At 70.0% G+C, this 17,128-nt stretch carries 14 protein-coding genes; 10 read left to right on the forward strand and 4 right to left on the reverse strand.

Annotation, left to right across the window (positions count from 1 at the left end):
* Window positions 1–53 precede the first annotated feature (53 nt).
* Entirely contained in the window at window positions 54–1,268 is a 1,215-nt protein-coding gene (locus OHB56_RS30790) for a TolB family protein (RefSeq protein WP_406356773.1), read from the forward strand.
* A 182-nt stretch (window positions 1,269–1,450) separates the two neighbouring features.
* On the forward strand, window positions 1,451–3,457 hold the full coding sequence (locus OHB56_RS30795) for an ATP-dependent DNA helicase (protein ID WP_406356775.1): 2,007 nt from the start codon (window positions 1,451–1,453) through the stop codon (window positions 3,455–3,457).
* Window positions 3,458–3,656: 199 nt separating this feature from the next.
* Here OHB56_RS30795 and lexA read toward each other — a convergent pair whose 3' ends face one another.
* A complete protein-coding gene (lexA, locus tag OHB56_RS30800; RefSeq protein ID WP_326755069.1) occupies window positions 3,657–4,436 on the reverse strand; it encodes a transcriptional repressor LexA in 780 nt (259 codons plus the stop codon).
* Between the two features lie 724 nt (window positions 4,437–5,160).
* Here lexA and nrdR point away from each other — a divergent pair.
* Together nrdR and OHB56_RS30810 are read left to right on the forward strand one after the other, a co-directional pair.
* The gene (nrdR, locus tag OHB56_RS30805; RefSeq protein ID WP_326755070.1) at window positions 5,161–5,718 is read left to right on the forward strand and encodes a transcriptional regulator NrdR; all 558 of its coding nucleotides are present in this window, start codon (window positions 5,161–5,163) and stop codon (window positions 5,716–5,718) included.
* Window positions 5,719–5,880: 162 nt separating this feature from the next.
* Window positions 5,881–8,778: a vitamin B12-dependent ribonucleotide reductase gene (locus OHB56_RS30810; protein ID WP_406356777.1), complete on the forward strand. Its 2,898-nt coding sequence runs from the start codon at window positions 5,881–5,883 to the stop codon at window positions 8,776–8,778.
* A 157-nt stretch (window positions 8,779–8,935) separates the two neighbouring features.
* Here OHB56_RS30810 and OHB56_RS30815 read toward each other — a convergent pair whose 3' ends face one another.
* Window positions 8,936–9,469 (reverse strand): TerD family protein, encoded by a 534-nt coding sequence (locus OHB56_RS30815; RefSeq protein WP_406356779.1) that lies wholly within the window; start codon window positions 9,467–9,469, stop codon window positions 8,936–8,938.
* A gap of 157 nt (window positions 9,470–9,626) precedes the next feature.
* Between OHB56_RS30815 and OHB56_RS30820 the strand changes: the two genes are divergently transcribed.
* From OHB56_RS30820 to OHB56_RS30830, 3 genes are all read left to right on the forward strand, one after another.
* On the forward strand, window positions 9,627–10,232 hold the full coding sequence (locus tag OHB56_RS30820) for a YdbC family protein (protein WP_326755073.1): 606 nt from the start codon (window positions 9,627–9,629) through the stop codon (window positions 10,230–10,232).
* A gap of 106 nt (window positions 10,233–10,338) precedes the next feature.
* Window positions 10,339–10,998, forward strand: a complete 660-nt coding sequence (locus OHB56_RS30825) for a histidine phosphatase family protein (RefSeq protein WP_406356781.1) — start codon at window positions 10,339–10,341, stop codon at window positions 10,996–10,998.
* Window positions 10,999–11,010: 12 nt separating this feature from the next.
* A complete protein-coding gene (locus OHB56_RS30830) occupies window positions 11,011–11,916 on the forward strand; it encodes an ADP-ribosylglycohydrolase family protein (protein ID WP_055596265.1) in 906 nt (301 codons plus the stop codon).
* A 374-nt stretch (window positions 11,917–12,290) separates the two neighbouring features.
* Here OHB56_RS30830 and OHB56_RS30835 read toward each other — a convergent pair whose 3' ends face one another.
* Window positions 12,291–13,838: an MFS transporter gene (locus OHB56_RS30835; protein ID WP_406356783.1), complete on the reverse strand. Its 1,548-nt coding sequence runs from the start codon at window positions 13,836–13,838 to the stop codon at window positions 12,291–12,293.
* 186 nt (window positions 13,839–14,024) lie between these two features.
* On the opposite strand from OHB56_RS30835, the gene OHB56_RS30840 reads away from it, so the two are divergent.
* The 3 genes from OHB56_RS30840 to OHB56_RS30850 all read left to right on the forward strand — a co-directional run bounded on the left by OHB56_RS30840 (window position 14,025) and on the right by OHB56_RS30850 (window position 16,129).
* Entirely contained in the window at window positions 14,025–14,648 is a 624-nt protein-coding gene (locus OHB56_RS30840) for a TetR/AcrR family transcriptional regulator (protein ID WP_326755127.1), read from the forward strand.
* A gap of 81 nt (window positions 14,649–14,729) precedes the next feature.
* Window positions 14,730–15,431, forward strand: coding sequence for a ribonuclease HII (locus tag OHB56_RS30845; RefSeq protein WP_326755128.1), 702 nt, complete (start codon window positions 14,730–14,732; stop codon window positions 15,429–15,431).
* 68 nt (window positions 15,432–15,499) lie between these two features.
* Window positions 15,500–16,129, forward strand: coding sequence for a hypothetical protein (locus OHB56_RS30850; protein WP_326755129.1), 630 nt, complete (start codon window positions 15,500–15,502; stop codon window positions 16,127–16,129).
* Between the two features lie 174 nt (window positions 16,130–16,303).
* On the opposite strand, the gene OHB56_RS30855 is transcribed toward OHB56_RS30850, so the two are convergent.
* A complete protein-coding gene (locus tag OHB56_RS30855) occupies window positions 16,304–16,918 on the reverse strand; it encodes a hypothetical protein (RefSeq protein WP_326755130.1) in 615 nt (204 codons plus the stop codon).
* Window positions 16,919–17,128: the final 210 nt, after the last annotated feature.

Raw genomic sequence — 17,128 nt, forward strand, 5'->3', positions numbered from 1 at the left:
GAGGGGAGAGCCACTCGATGAGACCTTCTTCGAGACCTTGTTCCGGACTTTCCGTGCACATCGTCCTGACCGCCGTCCTGGCGGCCGCGGTCGCCGGTGTCGCCGGGCCCGCGGGAGCGGTGAGCGGTGAGCCGGTCCCGCGCACCGAGCAGATCAGTGTGGCCCCCGACGGCACCGGCGGCAACAACCACTCGGTGGAACCGGTGGTCAGCGCCGACGGACGCGTCGTGGCCTTCGCGTCGGGTGCGACCAACCTGGTGGCCGGCGGCACGGACGGGACGTACAGCGTCTTCTACCGCACGGCCCCCGGCGCACCACTGCAGCGTGTGGTGGTGCCGGGCGCGACGACGTCCACGCCCCAGGTGTCCGGGTCGGGGAGCCACCTGACCTTCACCTCGTACTCGGCCACGACCGGGAAGTCCTCCGTGCATGTCATGGACCTGCGCACCGGGTCGGTGGAACGTCTGGCTCCCGCGCTGGACGAGGGCTACGAGGTGTCGTACGGCATCGCCCCGGTCAGTGCGGAGGGACGCCATGTCGCCTTCGTCGCCCGGCCCACCGCCGGCGAGAACGGCGCGTTCGACTGCCGGGTCATGCTCCTTGACCGCTGGACGGAGCAGGTGCGGAGGGTCAGCCGGCCCTCGGACGGCTCGAAGGACTTCCACCGGTGCACGCAGATCTCGATGAGCGCCGACGGCCGCAAGGTCGCCTATCTGGAGGGATATTCCGGGCCGGCCGACGACGACCAGGGCGACATCCTGGTGTACGACCGGGTGACCGGGCGGACCGTGCAGGCCGATGCCTCGCACGACGGCGCCCCCGCCGACCGGTCGGCGGTCGCTCCGGTACTCAGTGCCGACGGCACCCGGGTCGGCTTCAACTCGCAGGCGACCAACCTGGTCCCGGAGGCCGATCCGAACGACGGCTGGAACGCCTTCGTCCGCGACCTGCGCACCGGAGAGCTCCACCGCCTCGACGGCCGCACCCCCACGGATCTCACCCTGGTCTCGGACCTGTCGGTGAACGGCTCGAAACTGCTCCTGAACACGGCGGACGCGAACCGCAGGACGACAGGACTGATCCTGCGCGATCTGCGCACCGGCCACGAGGAACTGCTGGCACCGGGACAGGACGGCGAGCCCGTCACCGTGGGCCGAGCGGCGCTGAGCGCGGACGAGTCGACCGCCGTTTTCGACTCCTACCACCCGGGCCTGGTGCCCGACGACACGAATCTGATCGGAGATGTGTTCGTGCGCACCTTGCGCTGAGGCACGGGCCCCGTGCGTCGAGCCAGGGCACCCGTGCGCTCAGCCGCCGGGTGCCCTGCGCGGAGCCGCTGGGCCGGCTGGGCCGCGGGGCGCGGTCGGCGGACCCGCAGGATCTCCGTCACGTCCTCGGCCCTTGCGGTCGGCGCACGATTGTCGGTGCCGGGCCGTAGGGTGGTCGCGCTATGACGAAGCCCTCACTCCCTGAACTCCTGCACGCTGCCGTCACCGCTGTCGGCGGCACGGAGCGCCCCGGCCAGGTGACCATGGCCGAAGCCGTCGCCGAAGCGATCGACGACGCCTCTCATCTGCTGGTCCAGGCCGGCACCGGCACCGGAAAGTCGCTGGGCTATCTGGTGCCCGCGCTCGCTCAGGGGGAGCGAGTCGTCGTGGCGACGGCCACGCTGGCCCTGCAGCGCCAACTCGTGGAGCGCGACCTCCCGCGCACGGTGGAGGCGCTGCATCCGCTCCTGCGCCGCCGCCCGCAGTTCGCCATGCTCAAGGGCCGGTCCAACTACCTGTGTCTGCACCGGCTCCACGAGGGCGTACCGCAGGACGAGGAAGAGGGCCTCTTCGACCAGTTCGAGGCGGCCGCCCCCACCAGCAAGCTGGGCCAGGACCTGCTGCGCCTGCGCGACTGGGCGGACGAGACGGAGACCGGTGACCGGGACGACCTCACCCCGGGTGTCTCCGACCGGGCCTGGTCCCAGGTGTCGGTGTCGTCGCGGGAGTGCCTGGGCGCCACGAAGTGCGCCTACGGCGCGGAGTGCTTCGCGGAGATGTCCCGCGAGCGCGCCAAGCTCGCCGAGGTCGTCGTCACCAACCACGCGCTCCTCGCGATCGACGCGATCGAGGGCGCTCCGGTGCTGCCGCAGCATGAGGTGCTGATCGTCGACGAGGCCCACGAACTGGTCTCCCGGGTCACCGGAGTCGCCACGGGGGAGCTCACCCCCGGCCAGGTCAACCGCGCGGTGCGCCGTGCCGCGAAGCTCGCCGACGAGAAGGCGGCCGACCAGCTGCAGACCGCGGCCGAAGGCTTCGAACGCCTGATGGAGCTGGCCCTTCCGGGCCGTCTCGAGGAGATCCCGGAGGACCTCGGGTACGCGCTGATGGCGCTGCGCGACGCCTGCCGGACCGTCATCTCCGCCATCGGGAACACCCGTGACAAGTCCGTCCAGGACGAGGACGCGGTCCGCAAACAGGCGCTGGCCTCGGTGGAGAGCGTGCACGACGTGGCGGAGCGCATCACCAACGGCTCCGAATGGGATGTCGTCTGGTACGAGCGCCATGAGCCCCGTGGCGGAGCCGCATATCGGCACAGCGGCGCCTCGCTGCGCGTCGCCCCCATGTCGGTCTCGGGCCTCCTGCGGGAGAAGCTCTTCTCCGACCGCTCGGTGATCCTGGCTTCCGCGACCCTGAAACTGGGCGGCGACTTCAACGGCGTGGGCGCCTCCCTGGGCCTCGGCCCCGAGGGCGCCGAGGGGGACGACCTTCCGCAGTGGAAGGGCATCGACGTGGGCTCTCCGTTCGACTACCCCAGGCAGGGGATCCTCTACGTCGCCAAGCATCTGGCGCGCCCGGCCCGCGACGGTGACCGCGCGGACATGCTCGACGAACTCACCGAGCTGATCCAGGCCGCGGGCGGCCGCACCCTCGGCCTGTTCTCCTCGATGCGGGCCGCTCAGCTCGCTGCCGAGGAGCTGCGTTCCCGCATCCCGGAGTTCCCGATCCTCCTCCAGGGCGAGGAGACCCTCGGCGAGTTGATCAAGAACTTCGCCGCCGACCCGAAGACCTGCCTCTTCGGCACCCTGTCGCTCTGGCAGGGCGTCGACGTCCCCGGTCCCAGCTGCCAGCTGGTCGTCATGGACAAGATCCCGTTCCCACGCCCGGACGACCCGTTGATGAGCGCCCGCCAGAAGGCGGTGGAGGACGCGGGCGGGAACGGCTTCATGGCGGTCGCCGCCACCCATGCCGCGCTGCTCATGGCGCAGGGCGCCGGCCGGCTCGTCCGCGCCACGGGGGACCGCGGCGTGGTCGCGGTCCTGGACCAGCGACTGGCGACGGCGCGCTACGGCAGCTACCTGAAGGCCTCGCTGCCCGACTTCTGGCTCACCACGGACCGGAACCAGGTGAGGAAGTCCCTGGCCGCGATCGACGCGGCAGCCAGGCAGGCCGAGGGCGAAGCCGACTGAGGTCGAGGAGCAGGTCCCGGTGCGGGGAGTGCGCGCGCCGGGACCCGGCACGGGCCGTGAAGGGCCGTGCCGGGCCGGGACCCGTCAGCACAGGGCGGGGCAGTGCCGGGTGGGGACAGCGCAGGGCCCCGGAACCGGCGCAGGGGTTCCGGGGCCCGGACCAGGGGCGGGGCCGGACCGGCCGGTCCCCGCAACGGACTCAGACGCGGCGCAGAACGGCCACCACCTTGCCCAGAATGGTCGCGTCGTCGCCGGGGATCGGCTCGTAGGCCGCGTTGTGCGGGAGGAGCCAGATATGGCCGTCCTCGCGCTTGAAGCGCTTGACGGTGGCTTCGCCGTCGAGCATCGCGGCGACGATGTCGCCGTTCTCGGCGACGGGCTGGCGCCGGACCGTGACCCAGTCGCCGTCACAGATCGCAGCCTCGATCATGGAGTCGCCGACGACCTTCAGGACGAACAGCTCACCGTCACCGACGAGCTGACGGGGGAGAGGGAAGACGTCCTCGACCGACTCCTCGGCGAGGATGGGGCCGCCTGCGGCGATACGGCCGACCAGCGGCACGTACGACGCGGCCGGCTTGCCCGCGGTGTCGGTGGGCTGCACGGAGGCGGCCTGGTCGGAGCCGCGCACCTCGTACGCGCGGGGACGGTGCGGGTCGCGGCGCAGGAAGCCCTTGCGCTCCAGCGCCATCAACTGGTGTGCCACCGAGGAGGTGCTGGAGAGGCCGACCGCCTGGCCGATCTCGCGCATCGACGGCGGGTACCCGCGTCGCTGCACCGAATCCCTGATGACCTCGATCACCCGACGCTGGCGGTCGGTGAGTCCCGAGCTGTCCGCCCGGATGCCGGGAGGTCGGCCCGGCAAGGAGCGCTTTTGGCCCTCGGGATGCGTGGCTTCGCTCATCGCATGCACCGGCTCGAGCCGGCCCTGGGAGCGGTCCTGGGCAGTGATGCTGGCGCTGTCTGCGGTGGTGGTCACGTCGGCCCCTCTCGATGGTCTCCCTGCAAGACAACGGTAGTAGCTTTCGAAAGGTTGCGCCAAACACACGTTCGAGTGAAAAAACGGGAATTGCCTTCTGTGATTGCCCGGAGAAGTGTATTGGCCGCAATTCTCCCTATCGGGCAAAGGCGCCCATTCCCGCATTCTTCGCCGCAGGGGCGGCGGCCTCCCGGTCGTGGGCCAGTCTGTCATTCGCCGCCCCGCGATGCGGGGGACGGTCCGGCTCTCCTCGGGTCTCTTCGGGAGTCGCACGCGGCCTCCCTCCGGAGGGCACGGCATCTCCCCACGCGCGGGCGGCGCCATGCGCGCGCGGCGGACCCGGCCTGTCCGGGGCTGCCGGATCGGGGCTGTCGGCTCGGCGGCTGCCGGCTCCGCGCGAGGTTCCCCGTGCGGTCCCGCGGGGGGTTTCGCGCAGCCCCTGCGGGGCAGGCGCGAGGCTCCGCGAGCCCGTACCGTCGCGTCGCGTGAGCACACCGTGAGGAGGGCCGGGCGGGCGCCTTCGGACCCGGTTCGAGCGACACGCGTGCTGGAGTGTATGAATGAGCCAATCACCACATCTAGTGGTTGGATTGCACCAGCTGCCCAGAAGTTGTGGTCCCGCGGTTCTGAGGCCTTCGGAGATCGCTTATGCTGGAGCAGCTTCACGGGGCCGAACGGACCCCTTGAGGTCATGGAGTCTGCTGCGAGGGAGGGTTGGAATTTCATGCACTGCCCCTTCTGCAGGCACCCCGACAGCCGTGTCGTCGACAGTCGCACGACCGACGACGGCACGTCGATCCGCAGGCGGCGCCAGTGCCCCGACTGCTCCCGCCGTTTCACGACCGTGGAGACGTGCTCGCTCATGGTGGTCAAGCGCTCCGGCGTCACCGAGCCGTTCAGCCGTACCAAGGTCATCAACGGTGTGCGCAAGGCGTGCCAGGGGCGTCCGGTCACCGAGGACGCGCTCGCGCAGCTCGGCCAGCGGGTCGAGGAAGCGGTGCGGGCCACCGGGAGCGCCGAACTGACCACCCATGACGTGGGGCTGGCCATCCTCGGCCCACTGCAGGAACTCGACCTCGTCGCCTATCTGCGGTTCGCGTCCGTCTACCGGGCGTTCGAGTCGCTCGAGGACTTCGAGGCCGCGATCACGGAACTCAGGCAGGTGGAGCACCCGGTCGCGGACGACGGAGCCCTTGAGGGGGCTGTCGCGGGGGGCCGGGAAGGCGACAGCGGGCCCGGTGGGACCGTCCAGGTCCCGGAGCCCACCCAGCCCACCGGCTGACCGGCGGGCCCTGCCCGGTCCTGCGGCCGGGGGCGGCCGGACTGCGGCGATGAGAAGACCTGTTGCGGGCGATGCGAGTGGGCGCCCGCAGTATCAGACAAACACCGTGCCACGGGAACATCGGGGCACTTCAGGGCGTTTTGCCCGTACCAGGGAGGCGGCATGACAGAGACGGCGAGCGGTCCGACACGGAGTTCCCGGGCCAAGGGCAGCGGCAAGGCCGGCAAGGGGCTGCGAGTCGAGCGGATCCACACCTCTCCCGGAGTCCACCCCTACGACGAGGTGGCCTGGGAGCGTCGGGACGTCGTCATGACCAACTGGCGCGACGGCTCGGTCAACTTCGAGCAGCGTGGCGTCGAGTTCCCCGACTTCTGGTCGGTGAACGCGGTCAACATCGTCACCAGCAAGTACTTCCGTGGTGCCGTGGGCACCCCGCAGCGCGAGACCAGCCTCAAGCAGCTGATCGACCGCATCGTGAAGACGTACCGGAAGGCCGGCGAGGACCACAAGTACTTCGCCTCCCCCGCCGACGCCGAGATCTTCGAGCACGAGCTGGCCTACGCCCTCCTGCACCAGATCTTCAGCTTCAACAGCCCCGTCTGGTTCAACGTCGGCACGCCCCAGCCGCAGCAGGTCTCCGCCTGCTTCATCCTGTCCGTCGACGACTCCATGGAGTCGATCCTCGACTGGTACAAGGAAGAGGGCATGATCTTCAAGGGCGGCTCCGGCGCAGGCCTGAACCTCTCCCGCATCCGCTCCTCCAAGGAACTGCTGTCCTCCGGCGGAAACGCCTCCGGCCCGGTCTCCTTCATGCGCGGCGCCGACGCCTCCGCCGGCACGATCAAGTCGGGCGGCGCCACCCGACGCGCCGCCAAGATGGTCATCCTCGACGTCGACCACCCCGACATCGAGGACTTCATCCAGACCAAGGTCAAGGAGGAGGAGAAGATCCGCGCCCTGCGCGACGCGGGCTTCGACATGGACCTGGGCGGCGACGACATCACGTCCGTCCAGTACCAGAACGCCAACAACTCGGTCCGGGTGAACGACACGTTCATGAAGGCGGTCCAGGACGGCGGCAAGTTCGGCCTGACGTCCCGCATGACCGGCGAGGTCATCGAGGAGGTCGACGCCAAGGAGCTGTTCCGCAAGATGGCCGAGGCCGCCTGGGCCTGCGCCGACCCGGGCATCCAGTACGACGACACCATCAACAACTGGCACACCTGCCCGGAGTCCGGCCGCATCAACGGCTCGAACCCCTGCAGCGAGTACATGCACCTGGACAACACGTCCTGCAATCTCGCGTCGCTGAACCTGATGAAGTTCCTCGAGGACGACAGCAAGGGCCACCAGTCCTTCGACGTCGAGCGCTTCTCGAAGGTCGTCGAGCTGGTCATCACCGCGATGGACATCTCCATCTGCTTCGCGGACTTCCCGACCCAGAAGATCGGCGAGAACACCCGCGCCTTCCGCCAGCTCGGCATCGGCTACGCCAACCTCGGCGCCCTGCTGATGGCGACCGGCCACGCCTACGACTCCGACGGCGGCCGTGCCCTGGCCGGCGCCATCACCTCCCTGATGACCGGCACGTCGTACAGGCGCTCCGCCGAACTGGCCGCGATCGTCGGCCCGTACGACGGCTACGCCCGCAACGCGAAGCCGCACCTGCGGGTCATGAAGCAGCACTCCGACGAGAACGCCAAAGCCGTCCGCATGGACGACCTGGACACGCCGATCTGGGTGGCCGCCACCGAGGCCTGGCAGGATGTGCTGAGCCTCGGCGAGAAGAACGGTTTCCGTAACTCCCAGGCGTCCGTCATCGCCCCGACCGGCACCATCGGTCTCGCGATGTCCTGCGACACCACCGGCCTTGAGCCCGACCTCGCCCTGGTCAAGTTCAAGAAGCTGGTCGGCGGCGGTTCGATGCAGATCGTCAACGGCACCGTCCCGCAGGCCCTGCGCCGCCTGGGCTACCACGAGGAGCAGATCGAGGCGGTCGTCGCCCACATCGCCGAGCACGGCAATGTGATCGACGCCCCCGGCCTCAAGCACGAGCACTACGAGGTCTTCGACTGCGCCATGGGCGAGCGCTCCATCTCCGCGATGGGCCACGTCCGCATGATGGCCGCGATCCAGCCGTGGATCTCCGGCGCCCTCTCCAAGACGGTCAACCTGCCGGAGTCGGCGACCGTCGAGGACGTCGAGGAGGTCTACTTCGAGGCCTGGAAGATGGGCGTCAAGGCGCTCGCCATCTACCGTGACAACTGCAAGGTCGGCCAGCCCCTCTCCGCCAAGACCAAGGAGAAGGAGAAGGCCGAGATCACCGAGAAGACCGAGGACACGATCCGTGCCGCGGTCGAGAAGGTGGTCGAGTACCGCCCGGTCCGCAAGCGTCTGCCGAAGGGACGTCCCGGCATCACCACGTCCTTCACCGTCGGCGGCGCCGAGGGTTACATGACCGCCAATTCCTACCCGGACGACGGTCTCGGCGAGGTCTTCCTGAAGATGTCCAAGCAGGGCTCGACCCTCGCGGGCATGATGGACGCCTTCTCCATCGCGGTCTCCGTCGGCCTCCAGTACGGCGTTCCGCTGGAGACGTACGTCTCGAAGTTCACCAACATGCGCTTCGAGCCGGCCGGTATGACGGACGACCCGGACGTGCGGATGGCGCAGTCCATCGTCGACTACATCTTCCGCCGTCTGGCGCTGGACTTCCTGCCCTTCGAGACGCGCTCCGCACTCGGCATCCACTCGGCCGACGAGCGTCAGCGCCACCTCGAGACCGGCTCCTACGAGCCGACCGACGACGAGCTCGACGTCGAGGGTCTCGCCCAGTCCGCGCCGCGGGCCCAGGAGCTGAAGGCGGTCGCCATGCCGAAGGCCGAGACCGAGGCGGCCAAGCCCGCCCCGCAGCAGGCCCACACCAGCGCGGAGCTGGTCGAGATGCAGCTGGGCATCCAGGCCGACGCCCCGCTCTGCTTCTCCTGCGGGACGAAGATGCAGCGCGCCGGCTCCTGCTACATCTGCGAGGGCTGCGGCTCGACCAGCGGCTGCAGCTGAGGCAGGGTGTGACACCGTTCGTACGGGCGTGTCCGCCCGGTGCGACCGGCTGAGGCAATGAGAGAGGGGCACCGGCTTCGGCCGGTGCCCCTTCTTTCCGTTCTTTCCGTCCTGCCGCCGTTTCCCGCCGAGGTGCCGGGCCGTGGCCGGAGCCGGCTCACGGGCGGCGGACGGCTCCCATGGTGCGGGTGAAGGCCGACGGGTCTCCCTGGAAACCCTGGACGCCGGGCTGGAACTCCCAGGCGCCGGTGCCGTCCCGGGTGAACTCGGCGATTATGGCCGCCGTGGCTCCCAGAACACCCCCGAAGTCGTCCTCGGCCAGGACGGTGTACCCCTCGCGGATGCGCAGACCGGGGTGTCCCACGCCGGCGAAGGTGCGCGGCTCCTGGTGCTGCTGTACGACGACCCCCACCACCACGCGCGTGTACCGCGCGTCGAGCCGGTTCAGTTCCAGCGTCATGACCTCGTCGAAGCCGAAGCCCTTGCCGTCCTTGCTGTCCCGGTTGAGGGTGATCGTGCCGTCGGGGGAGCGGCTGTCGAAGTGCACCACGTAAGAGGGATCGCCGTGCGGATCGCTTGCCGGGTAGGGCGCGGCGACGAGATCCAGGTCGGTGGCCGGCTGCCCCGCAGGACTCGGGTCCCACCTCAGCGCGATCTCGACCTTGCCGATGCCCTTGTTGACGCCGTTCACCAGTCTTCCCCTTCCCCGTGCGACCGTCCTGCCCTTCAGGTCAACTGCCGGGCGGACCTGGCAGGTTGTCCATCCTGTCATGCCGGGCCGGGGAAGTGCGGCGAAGCGGTCCTGCCAAGGGGGACCGGGCTGTGCTCCGCGGCCTTACGATGGCGCGGTGCTGGTCAAGTGGATTCGCTGCACCGTGGTGGACCGCCGCGGGTTCGAACGGGGACAGCGAAAGTGGGCGGGGCTTCTGGGGGAGCCGGGATTTCGTGGACAGGGCGGGGGCTGGAGCCGGGGGCGGCAGGACGTGGCGCACATCTTCTCCTTCTGGGAGAGCCGCGCCTTCTACGATTCCTTCATGGCGCGGTCCCACGACCGGCTCGCCTCCGCGCAGTCGGGCACCTTCAAGGACGCGCAGGTCAGGCTGTTCGACCACCGCTTCGACGTGAAGACCGGCTTCGAACCGCGCTTCACGGACGTCGATCTGCTGAGGGTGGCGCTGTGCCGTGTCCACGAGGAGCGGGCGGAGCATTTCGTGCTGATGCACGAGAAGGTCTGGAACCCGGCGATGGCGGGTTCGCCCGGCATGGTCCGGGGGCTGTTCGGCGAAGCCCCCGGCCATGAGTTCCTGGTGCTGTCGATGTGGTGGTCGGCGGCCGAGCACGGCAAGTACCGCACCGAACGCGTGGAACGCCTCGCGCTGCGGGCACAGACGGAGGCCGACATCGCGGCGCTCACGGGGGACATCGTGGACATGGAGCCGGTCTGGACGGTGTGACGTACCGGCGCACGGAACCGTCTCGCACCGCGGGAAGTGTGTGACCCGTGCCGTACGGGGCGCATGCGGGTGCTCGGTCGGCCGTCACCCGTTCTAGGGTTTCAGCATGGCACGACCACGGCGCATCGTCCTTGTCCGGCACGGTGAATCAACGGGCAATGTTGATGACTCCGTCTATGAGCGCGAACCCGATCACGCATTGGCCCTGACCGAGCGGGGCCGGCGGCAGGCGGAGGAAACGGGCAAGCGGTTGCGCGACCTGTTCGGCCGGGAGCACGTCAGCGTGTACGTGTCCCCTTATCGCCGTACGCACCAGACGCTGAGTGCCTTCGGCCTCGACCCGGAGCTCATACGCGTGCGGGAGGAGCCGAGACTGCGCGAGCAGGACTGGGGCAACTGGCAGGATCTGAAGGACGTCCGTCTGCAGAAGGCGTACCGGGACGCGTACGGCCACTTCTTCTACCGCTTCGCCCAGGGCGAGTCCGGTGCCGATGTCTACGACCGGGTCGACGGCTTCCTGGAGAGCCTGTTCCGCAGCTTCGACGCCCCCGACCACCCGCCGAACGTCCTCATCGTGACGCACGGTCTCGCCATGCGGCTGTTCTGCATGCGGTGGTTCCACTGGACCGTCGCGGAGTTCGAATCCCTGTCGAACCCGGGCAACGCCGAAATGCGGGTGCTCGTTCTGGGGGAGGACGGCAAGTACACGCTCGACCGGCCCTTCGAGCAGTGGCGGCAGCCGGAACCGTACGGGATCACCGGATAGGGTGGCAGGGCGATGACGACCGCCGACTCCACCTCCGCAGGGCGCCTTGACCGCGCCCTGGCCAGCCTGCGCGGACTGTCGGTGGGGGACGCGCTGGGCTCGCAGTTCTTCGTTCCGGTGAACTATCCGCTGCTCATGCGCCGTGAGCTGCCCCCGGGCTCCTGGCAGTGGACGGACGACACGGAGATGGCCTGCTCGGTCGTCGCCGTCCTCGCCGCCCATCGGCGGATCGACCAGGACGCCCTCGCGCAGTCCTTCGCCCGGCACCATGACTTCGACCGGGGCTACGGGCCCGCGGTCGGTCGGCTGCTGCGGCTGGTCCGCGAAGGCGGTGACTGGCGCGAGCTCGCCGCAGGCCTCTTCAACGGCCAGGGGTCCTGGGGCAACGGCGCCGCGATGCGCATCGCGCCTTTGGGCGCCTGGTACGCGGACGATCCGGAGCAGGCGACCCACCAGGCCGAGATCTCGGCCTACCCCACCCACCAGCACCGCGAGGCCGTGGTCGGTGCGATGGCCGTCGCCGCGGCAGCCGCACTCGCCGCTGCCCCCGGGGGGCCGCCCGGCCCCGAAGCCCTGCTGGACGGGGTCGTCGCGCTGGTGCCCAGGAAGAGTGCGGTCGGTGCGGGGCTGCGGCGGGCCCGGGACATGCTCGACTACGGGGACACGGCCACCGTCGCGGCCGTACTGGGGTGCGGACGGCGGACGACGGCCCACGACACCGTTCCCTTCGCGCTGTGGTCGGCCGCCCGAGGCCTGGGCGACTACGAACAGGCCTTCTGGACCACGGCTCAGGCGGGCGGGGACGTCGACACGACCTGCGCCATCGTGGGCGGGGTGGTCGCGGCGGGGAAGGCCGGGACGCCGCCCGCCGGGTGGGCCGAGCGGGTCGAGGCGCTGCCGAGCTGGATGCCGGTGTAGTTCCAGCGGGCCGGCCGTGTCAGGACCGGTCCGTCAGCTGTGCGGGACGAGGCCCGCCGCCTTCGGTCTCGGCACGGACGCGGACCCGCAGGTTTTCGGAACTCTCCGTGCTCCATGGGAACTCTCCGTGACCGTTCGCCCGTTGTCGAGACGTCAGCCGTGTGGGACATGAGGCCCGAGAAGGGGCGGCGGCTGGGCGAGTCCCTGTCCTGTCGGAGGTGATCGTGGACGTGCAGCTCACCGCACTGCTCACCGTGCTGCTCGGCTCCGCGGTCGCGGTCCTGGCGGCCGTGGGACGGCCCGGTGCCCTCCGGGCCGTCCCCCCGGGGTCGGCAGGAGTGGCGCCGGGCCGCCTGGCCCGCGGTGTGCCCTCGTCAGCCGATGCCCGGTCCGGCGGAGCCGGCGAGGGAATCGAGGTCGCTCTTGCGTACTCGGATCACCCACCAGGCGGTGACCAGGGCGAGTACGGCCATGGCGGCGGCCGGGATGAAGGCCGTCGAGATGCCCTGCGCCAGCACTTCGTGTCCCCAGGGCTCGGGCAGCTGGTGGGTCCGGGCGAACTCCGCCTTCTGCTCCGGCGTCCCTTCGGCGAGGAAGGCCGGGAGCTGCTCCTTCGCCTCGTTCCTGCCGGCCGTGCCGAACACCGTGGTGAGGAGCGCCAGTCCCACCGATCCGCCCACCTGCTGGGTCGCGTTGAGCAGTCCGGACGCCGCGCCGGCCTCGTGCTGGGCCACACCGGAGACCGCGGTGAGGGTCAGTGTCACGAAATTCAGGCCCATACCGAAGCCGAAGACGAGCATGGGGCCGAGGATGCCGCCGACATAGGAACTCTCGGAGGTGATCAGTGTCTGCCAGGCCAGACCGGCCGCCGCGAGCGCCGAGCCGACGAGCATGAACGGCTTGGGGCCGAAGACGGGCAGGAACCGCTGCGACAGGCCTGCCCCGAGTGCGATCACGACGGTCACCGGCAGGAAGGCGAGCCCGGCCTCGATCGGGGTGTACCCGAGCACGTTCTGTACGAAGAGAACGATGTAGAAGAACATGCCGAACATGGCGGCGGCCAGGCTGAGCATGATCACGTACGTACCGGAGCGGTTTCGGTCGGCGAACATCCGCAGCGGGGTGATCGGTTCCCTGGCACGCGACTCGATGACGGCGAAGGACACCAGCAGGACGACCGCGGCGACGAAGGAACCGATGGTCAGGTTGTCCCGCCAGCCCTCCTCCGCCGCCCGTATGAAGCCGTAGACGAGGGACGCCATACCGGCCGTCGAGGTCACCGCGCCCGCTATGTCGAAACGACCGGTGTGCCGCTCGGACTCGTTGATGTAGAGCGGGGCGAGCACGACGATCAGCAGGCCGATCGGCACGTTGACGAAGAGCACCCACCGCCAGTCGAGCCACTCGGTGAGCATGCCGCCCGCCAGCAGACCGATGGCGCCGCCGCCGGCGGAGACCGCGGCGAAGACGCCGAAGGCGCGGTTGCGCTCGGGGCCCTCGGGGAAGGTGGTGGTGATCAGTGCCAGCGAGGTGGGCGAGGCGATCGCACCGCCCACACCCTGCAGTACCCGCGCGGCGAGCAGCTGCCAGGGCTCCTGGGCGAACCCGCCCAGGAGCGAGGCGAGGGTGAACAGCAGGATGCCGGTCATGAAGACGCGGCGGCGGCCGAGGAGGTCACCGGCCCTGCCGCCGAGGAGCAGCAGGCCGCCGAAGGTCAGGGTGTAGGCGCTGACCACCCAGGTGAGGTCGGTGGTGCTGAAACTGAGAGCGTTCTGGATGTGCGGAAGCGCGATGTTCACAATCGTCGCGTCCAGTACCACCATGAGTTGACAGGCCGCGATGACGGTGAGTGCGATGCCGGGATGCCCGCCCCGGCGGGCCGCCCCCGGCTTCCGGTCCTGGAGTGATGGAGAGGTTGTCACTATGGATCCCCCACGAGTGTGTCAGTGAACGCTCGCGTTCACTGTTGAGTCCACGTTAGGAGTCGCCGACAGTGAACGCAAGCGTTCACTGAGTGTGCGGTCGCCCGGTACGTCCCCCGCAGGTGCCGTGCGGTGCGCGCCCCATCCCCGAAATGCCCGCTTCCCGTGCTCGTTGGAGAGAGTCAGATGGTTACTTCGAGCTGGGCGGACGCCCAGGCTCAGACGGCCGCTTCCCGTCGCCGCGGCGCCGTGCTGGAACACGCGATCCTCGATGCCGCCCTGGAGCAGCTCAGTACGGTCGGCTGGAACGGCCTGACGATGGAGGGCGTCGCCGCCGGCGCCCAGACCGGAAAGGCCGCCGTCTATCGCCGCTGGCCCTCGAAGGAGGACCTGGTCGCGGACGCCCTGCGGGCCGGGCTGCCGCCCTTCGACGCGGCGCCGGACGTGGGCGATGTGCGCGGCGACCTGCTGACCCTGTGTCTGAGGGCGCGTGACGCGATGTTCTCCCGGCCGGGTCTCGCCCTGCGCTCGGTCATTCACGAATGCGATTCCAAGCGGGCCGAGCGGTTCCACGCCGTGATCTTCGAAGGAGTCGTGGAGCCGACCATCAGGATGCTCCGAGAGGTGATCGAGCGCGGAATCGAGCGCGGAGAGGTGCGTGCTGACGCGGCGAACAGCTATGTCTTCGATGCCGTCCCGGCGATGATGATGTACCGGTCCAAGGTGTGCGGAAGTGAATGGGCGGACGTCGACGTGGAGGAGATGATCGACCTGCTGATGGTTCCGCTGCTGCGTCCGGAGGGCTCCTGACCCGAGGCTCCCGGGACCCCGGCATCGCTCGGGGAACCTGGGTGTCGCGGGCCGTTCCGAGCGGCGTACGCTAAGGGCGCCATGCCGTACGAACCACCAACTCACACTGTCGAGCGCTCCCTCCGCGCCACGACCGGGGCGAAGATCGTCGCAGGTGTCGACGAGGTGGGGCGCGGCGCCTGGGCCGGCCCCGTCACCGTCTGCGCGGCGGTCACCGGACTGCGCCGGCCCCCCGAGGGACTCACCGACTCCAAGCTCCTCACCGTCAAGCGGCGGGACGCACTCGACCGGACGCTGAGGGACTGGGTGACGTCGTACGCCCTGGGCCACGCGTCCCACGAGGAGATCGACCGACTGGGGATGACGGCCGCGCTGCGGCTGGCGGCGGCGCGTGCGCTCGAAGGACTGCCGGTCCGGCCCGACGCGGTGATACTCGACGGCAAGCACGACTATCTCGGAGCGCCCTGGCGGGTCCGAACCGTGATCAAGGGTGACCAGTCGTGCGTGGCCGTCGCGGCGGCCTCGGTGATCGCCAAGGTGCACCGCGACAAAATGATGGCCGAACTGGGTGCCGAGCATGCAGACTTCGGTTTTGCGGACAACGCCGGGTACCCGTCACCCGTGCACAGGGCCGCGCTGGAGGTCCGGGGACCCACCCCTTACCACCGGCTGTCGTGGGCGTATCTTGATGCGCTGCCCCAGTGGCGTCATCTCAAGAAGGTCCGCAGCGGGGCGGACGGAAGTGTTCCGGCGATCGAGGGTCAGCTCGGCTTCGATTTCTGACGGTTCCGTTCGTACTCATGCGCCACCCGGTGGCGCGAGCCGTACCAATGTTTGATAAAAATCAGCCCATGCCTCTCATTCCCGAGGAGCCTCAGATTCACGAGAGTGCCCAGGGTCCCCGCGCCACTCCGGCCAGCAGCCGTACCGCGCCGACCCCCCGCCCCGTACCCGGTCCCCGCCCCGCGGCTCCACCGCGCCCCGGTCGGCCAGGCCCGGTCCGGCCCGCGCCTCCGGCGCAACGTACGCCGCGTGATGCCACTGCGGCGGCCAAACCCGTCCCTTCGAAGCCGACCGCTCCCGCTGCGGCCGGCGCCCAGGTCCAGTTGATCCCGGCCACCGTCCAGGGGGCGCTCGACGCCGCCGAGGAAGCCGTGGACCTGCTGCTGGACTCGGGCCGCGCCCCGGGCGACGTGCTGGTGATCACCACCGGCACGCCGCACCCGTGGGCCACCCACGAACTCTCCTTCGGCGAGGCCTCCTACTGGTCGCTGCACGACGCCGCCGACGACGTCTTCTACGCGGACGCCGCCGTCGCGGCCCGTGCCGGAGCACGCCCCGTCGTAGTGGTCGCCGTCAACGGAGGGTCCGAGTCGGTGTCCGTGTCGGCCCTGGCCGTGGCACAGAGCAAGGCCACCGCCCTGCTGATCGTCTGCGGCGACCCGCAGCGGATCAACTCGGTGATGGGCACGGGCGTCTGAGTCGACGTCATGGCGCCCGTCCTGTGCGGGCGCCATGCGGCCGCCGTCGTACAGGCGTCATGTGGCCGCCGTTCCATCGCGCCGGCAGAGGTGCCGGCGCGATGGCAGGGTGCGCAGCTCACAGGGGCGCGCGAGGCTGCCGACAGTCCCTGGTTCCGGGGGTCCCGTCGGCCCTCAGCGCGCTGCCGCGCGGCGCAGGACGTCGGACGCGACACCGCCGGTGCGCGGTATGCGCGGCGGCGCCTCGGCCGTGGCGAACGGCTCCGGTGCGGAGCCGATGCTGGGCCGACGCCCCCCGCGTCCTTCGCCGAGCACCTGCCAGCCGTCACGGGTCAGCGTGATGTACGCCCCGCAGCGCAGCCCGTGCAGCGTGCAGGCGTCCCGCAGCCCCCACATCCACGCGCCGTCCTCCTCCGTCCAGCGCGCGTCGCCCTCGCGGCAGTAGAGCAGGACAGCGGTACGGACCGGCGTGCGGCGCCGCAGGTCGTGCGGGACGACCCGGCGCAGCTGGGACAGCAGCGCGTTGCGGAACATCCAGCCGTCCGCCGGGGCGGGGCGAGGGGTGAACGAAGCACTCGCCCGCACTCGCTCGTCCTGGTCGAGCACGGCGACGATCGCGGTCGCCGGCCCCGGGTGGTGCCGGGAGTGCAGCCCGCTGACGACCTCACGCGGGTTGCGCAGCAGGGGGATTCCCGCGGCAGCCCACTCCGCGGGTTCGAGCAGACGAGTGGCGGAAGCGGCGGGCGTCGACAGCGATGCCGCCGAGGACGGAGCGAATCCGAAGGTCACGGTCCTCCCTTCGGCTACGCCCGAACTACGGGCGGGGTCGGATTCAGGGGAGCGCGCACGCAACGGAGCCCAACCTGGGCGGCGGACGAGCCGTGCGGGTGCGGACCTCAATTCTTCCTGGCGAACCTGGATGCGGCAACGAGCAATCGTGCGAGCCGACCGGTATCAGATGATTGAGAGTTATATCCCTGCCCGCTGTGCCCTCCGGGC

The sequence above is a fragment of the Streptomyces sp. NBC_01635 genome (assembly GCF_045209715.1).
Taxonomy (GTDB): Bacteria; Actinomycetota; Actinomycetes; order Streptomycetales; family Streptomycetaceae; genus Streptomyces; species Streptomyces hirsutus.

Bases quoted from the DNA above. Each gene is read 5' to 3' on its own strand.
- OHB56_RS30830 (WP_055596265.1), top strand. From the start codon at position 11,011: ATGACGACCGCCGACTCCACCTCCGCAGGGCGCCTTGACCGCGCCCTG.
- OHB56_RS30845 (WP_326755128.1), top strand. From the start codon at position 14,730: ATGCCGTACGAACCACCAACTCACACTGTCGAGCGCTCCCTCCGCGCC.
- OHB56_RS30825 (WP_406356781.1), top strand. From the start codon at position 10,339: ATGGCACGACCACGGCGCATCGTCCTTGTCCGGCACGGTGAATCAACG.
- OHB56_RS30810 (WP_406356777.1), top strand. From the start codon at position 5,881: ATGACAGAGACGGCGAGCGGTCCGACACGGAGTTCCCGGGCCAAGGGC.
- nrdR (WP_326755070.1), top strand. From the start codon at position 5,161: ATGCACTGCCCCTTCTGCAGGCACCCCGACAGCCGTGTCGTCGACAGT.
- OHB56_RS30850 (WP_326755129.1), top strand. From the start codon at position 15,500: ATGCCTCTCATTCCCGAGGAGCCTCAGATTCACGAGAGTGCCCAGGGT.
- OHB56_RS30840 (WP_326755127.1), top strand. From the start codon at position 14,025: ATGGTTACTTCGAGCTGGGCGGACGCCCAGGCTCAGACGGCCGCTTCC.
- OHB56_RS30795 (WP_406356775.1), top strand. From the start codon at position 1,451: ATGACGAAGCCCTCACTCCCTGAACTCCTGCACGCTGCCGTCACCGCT.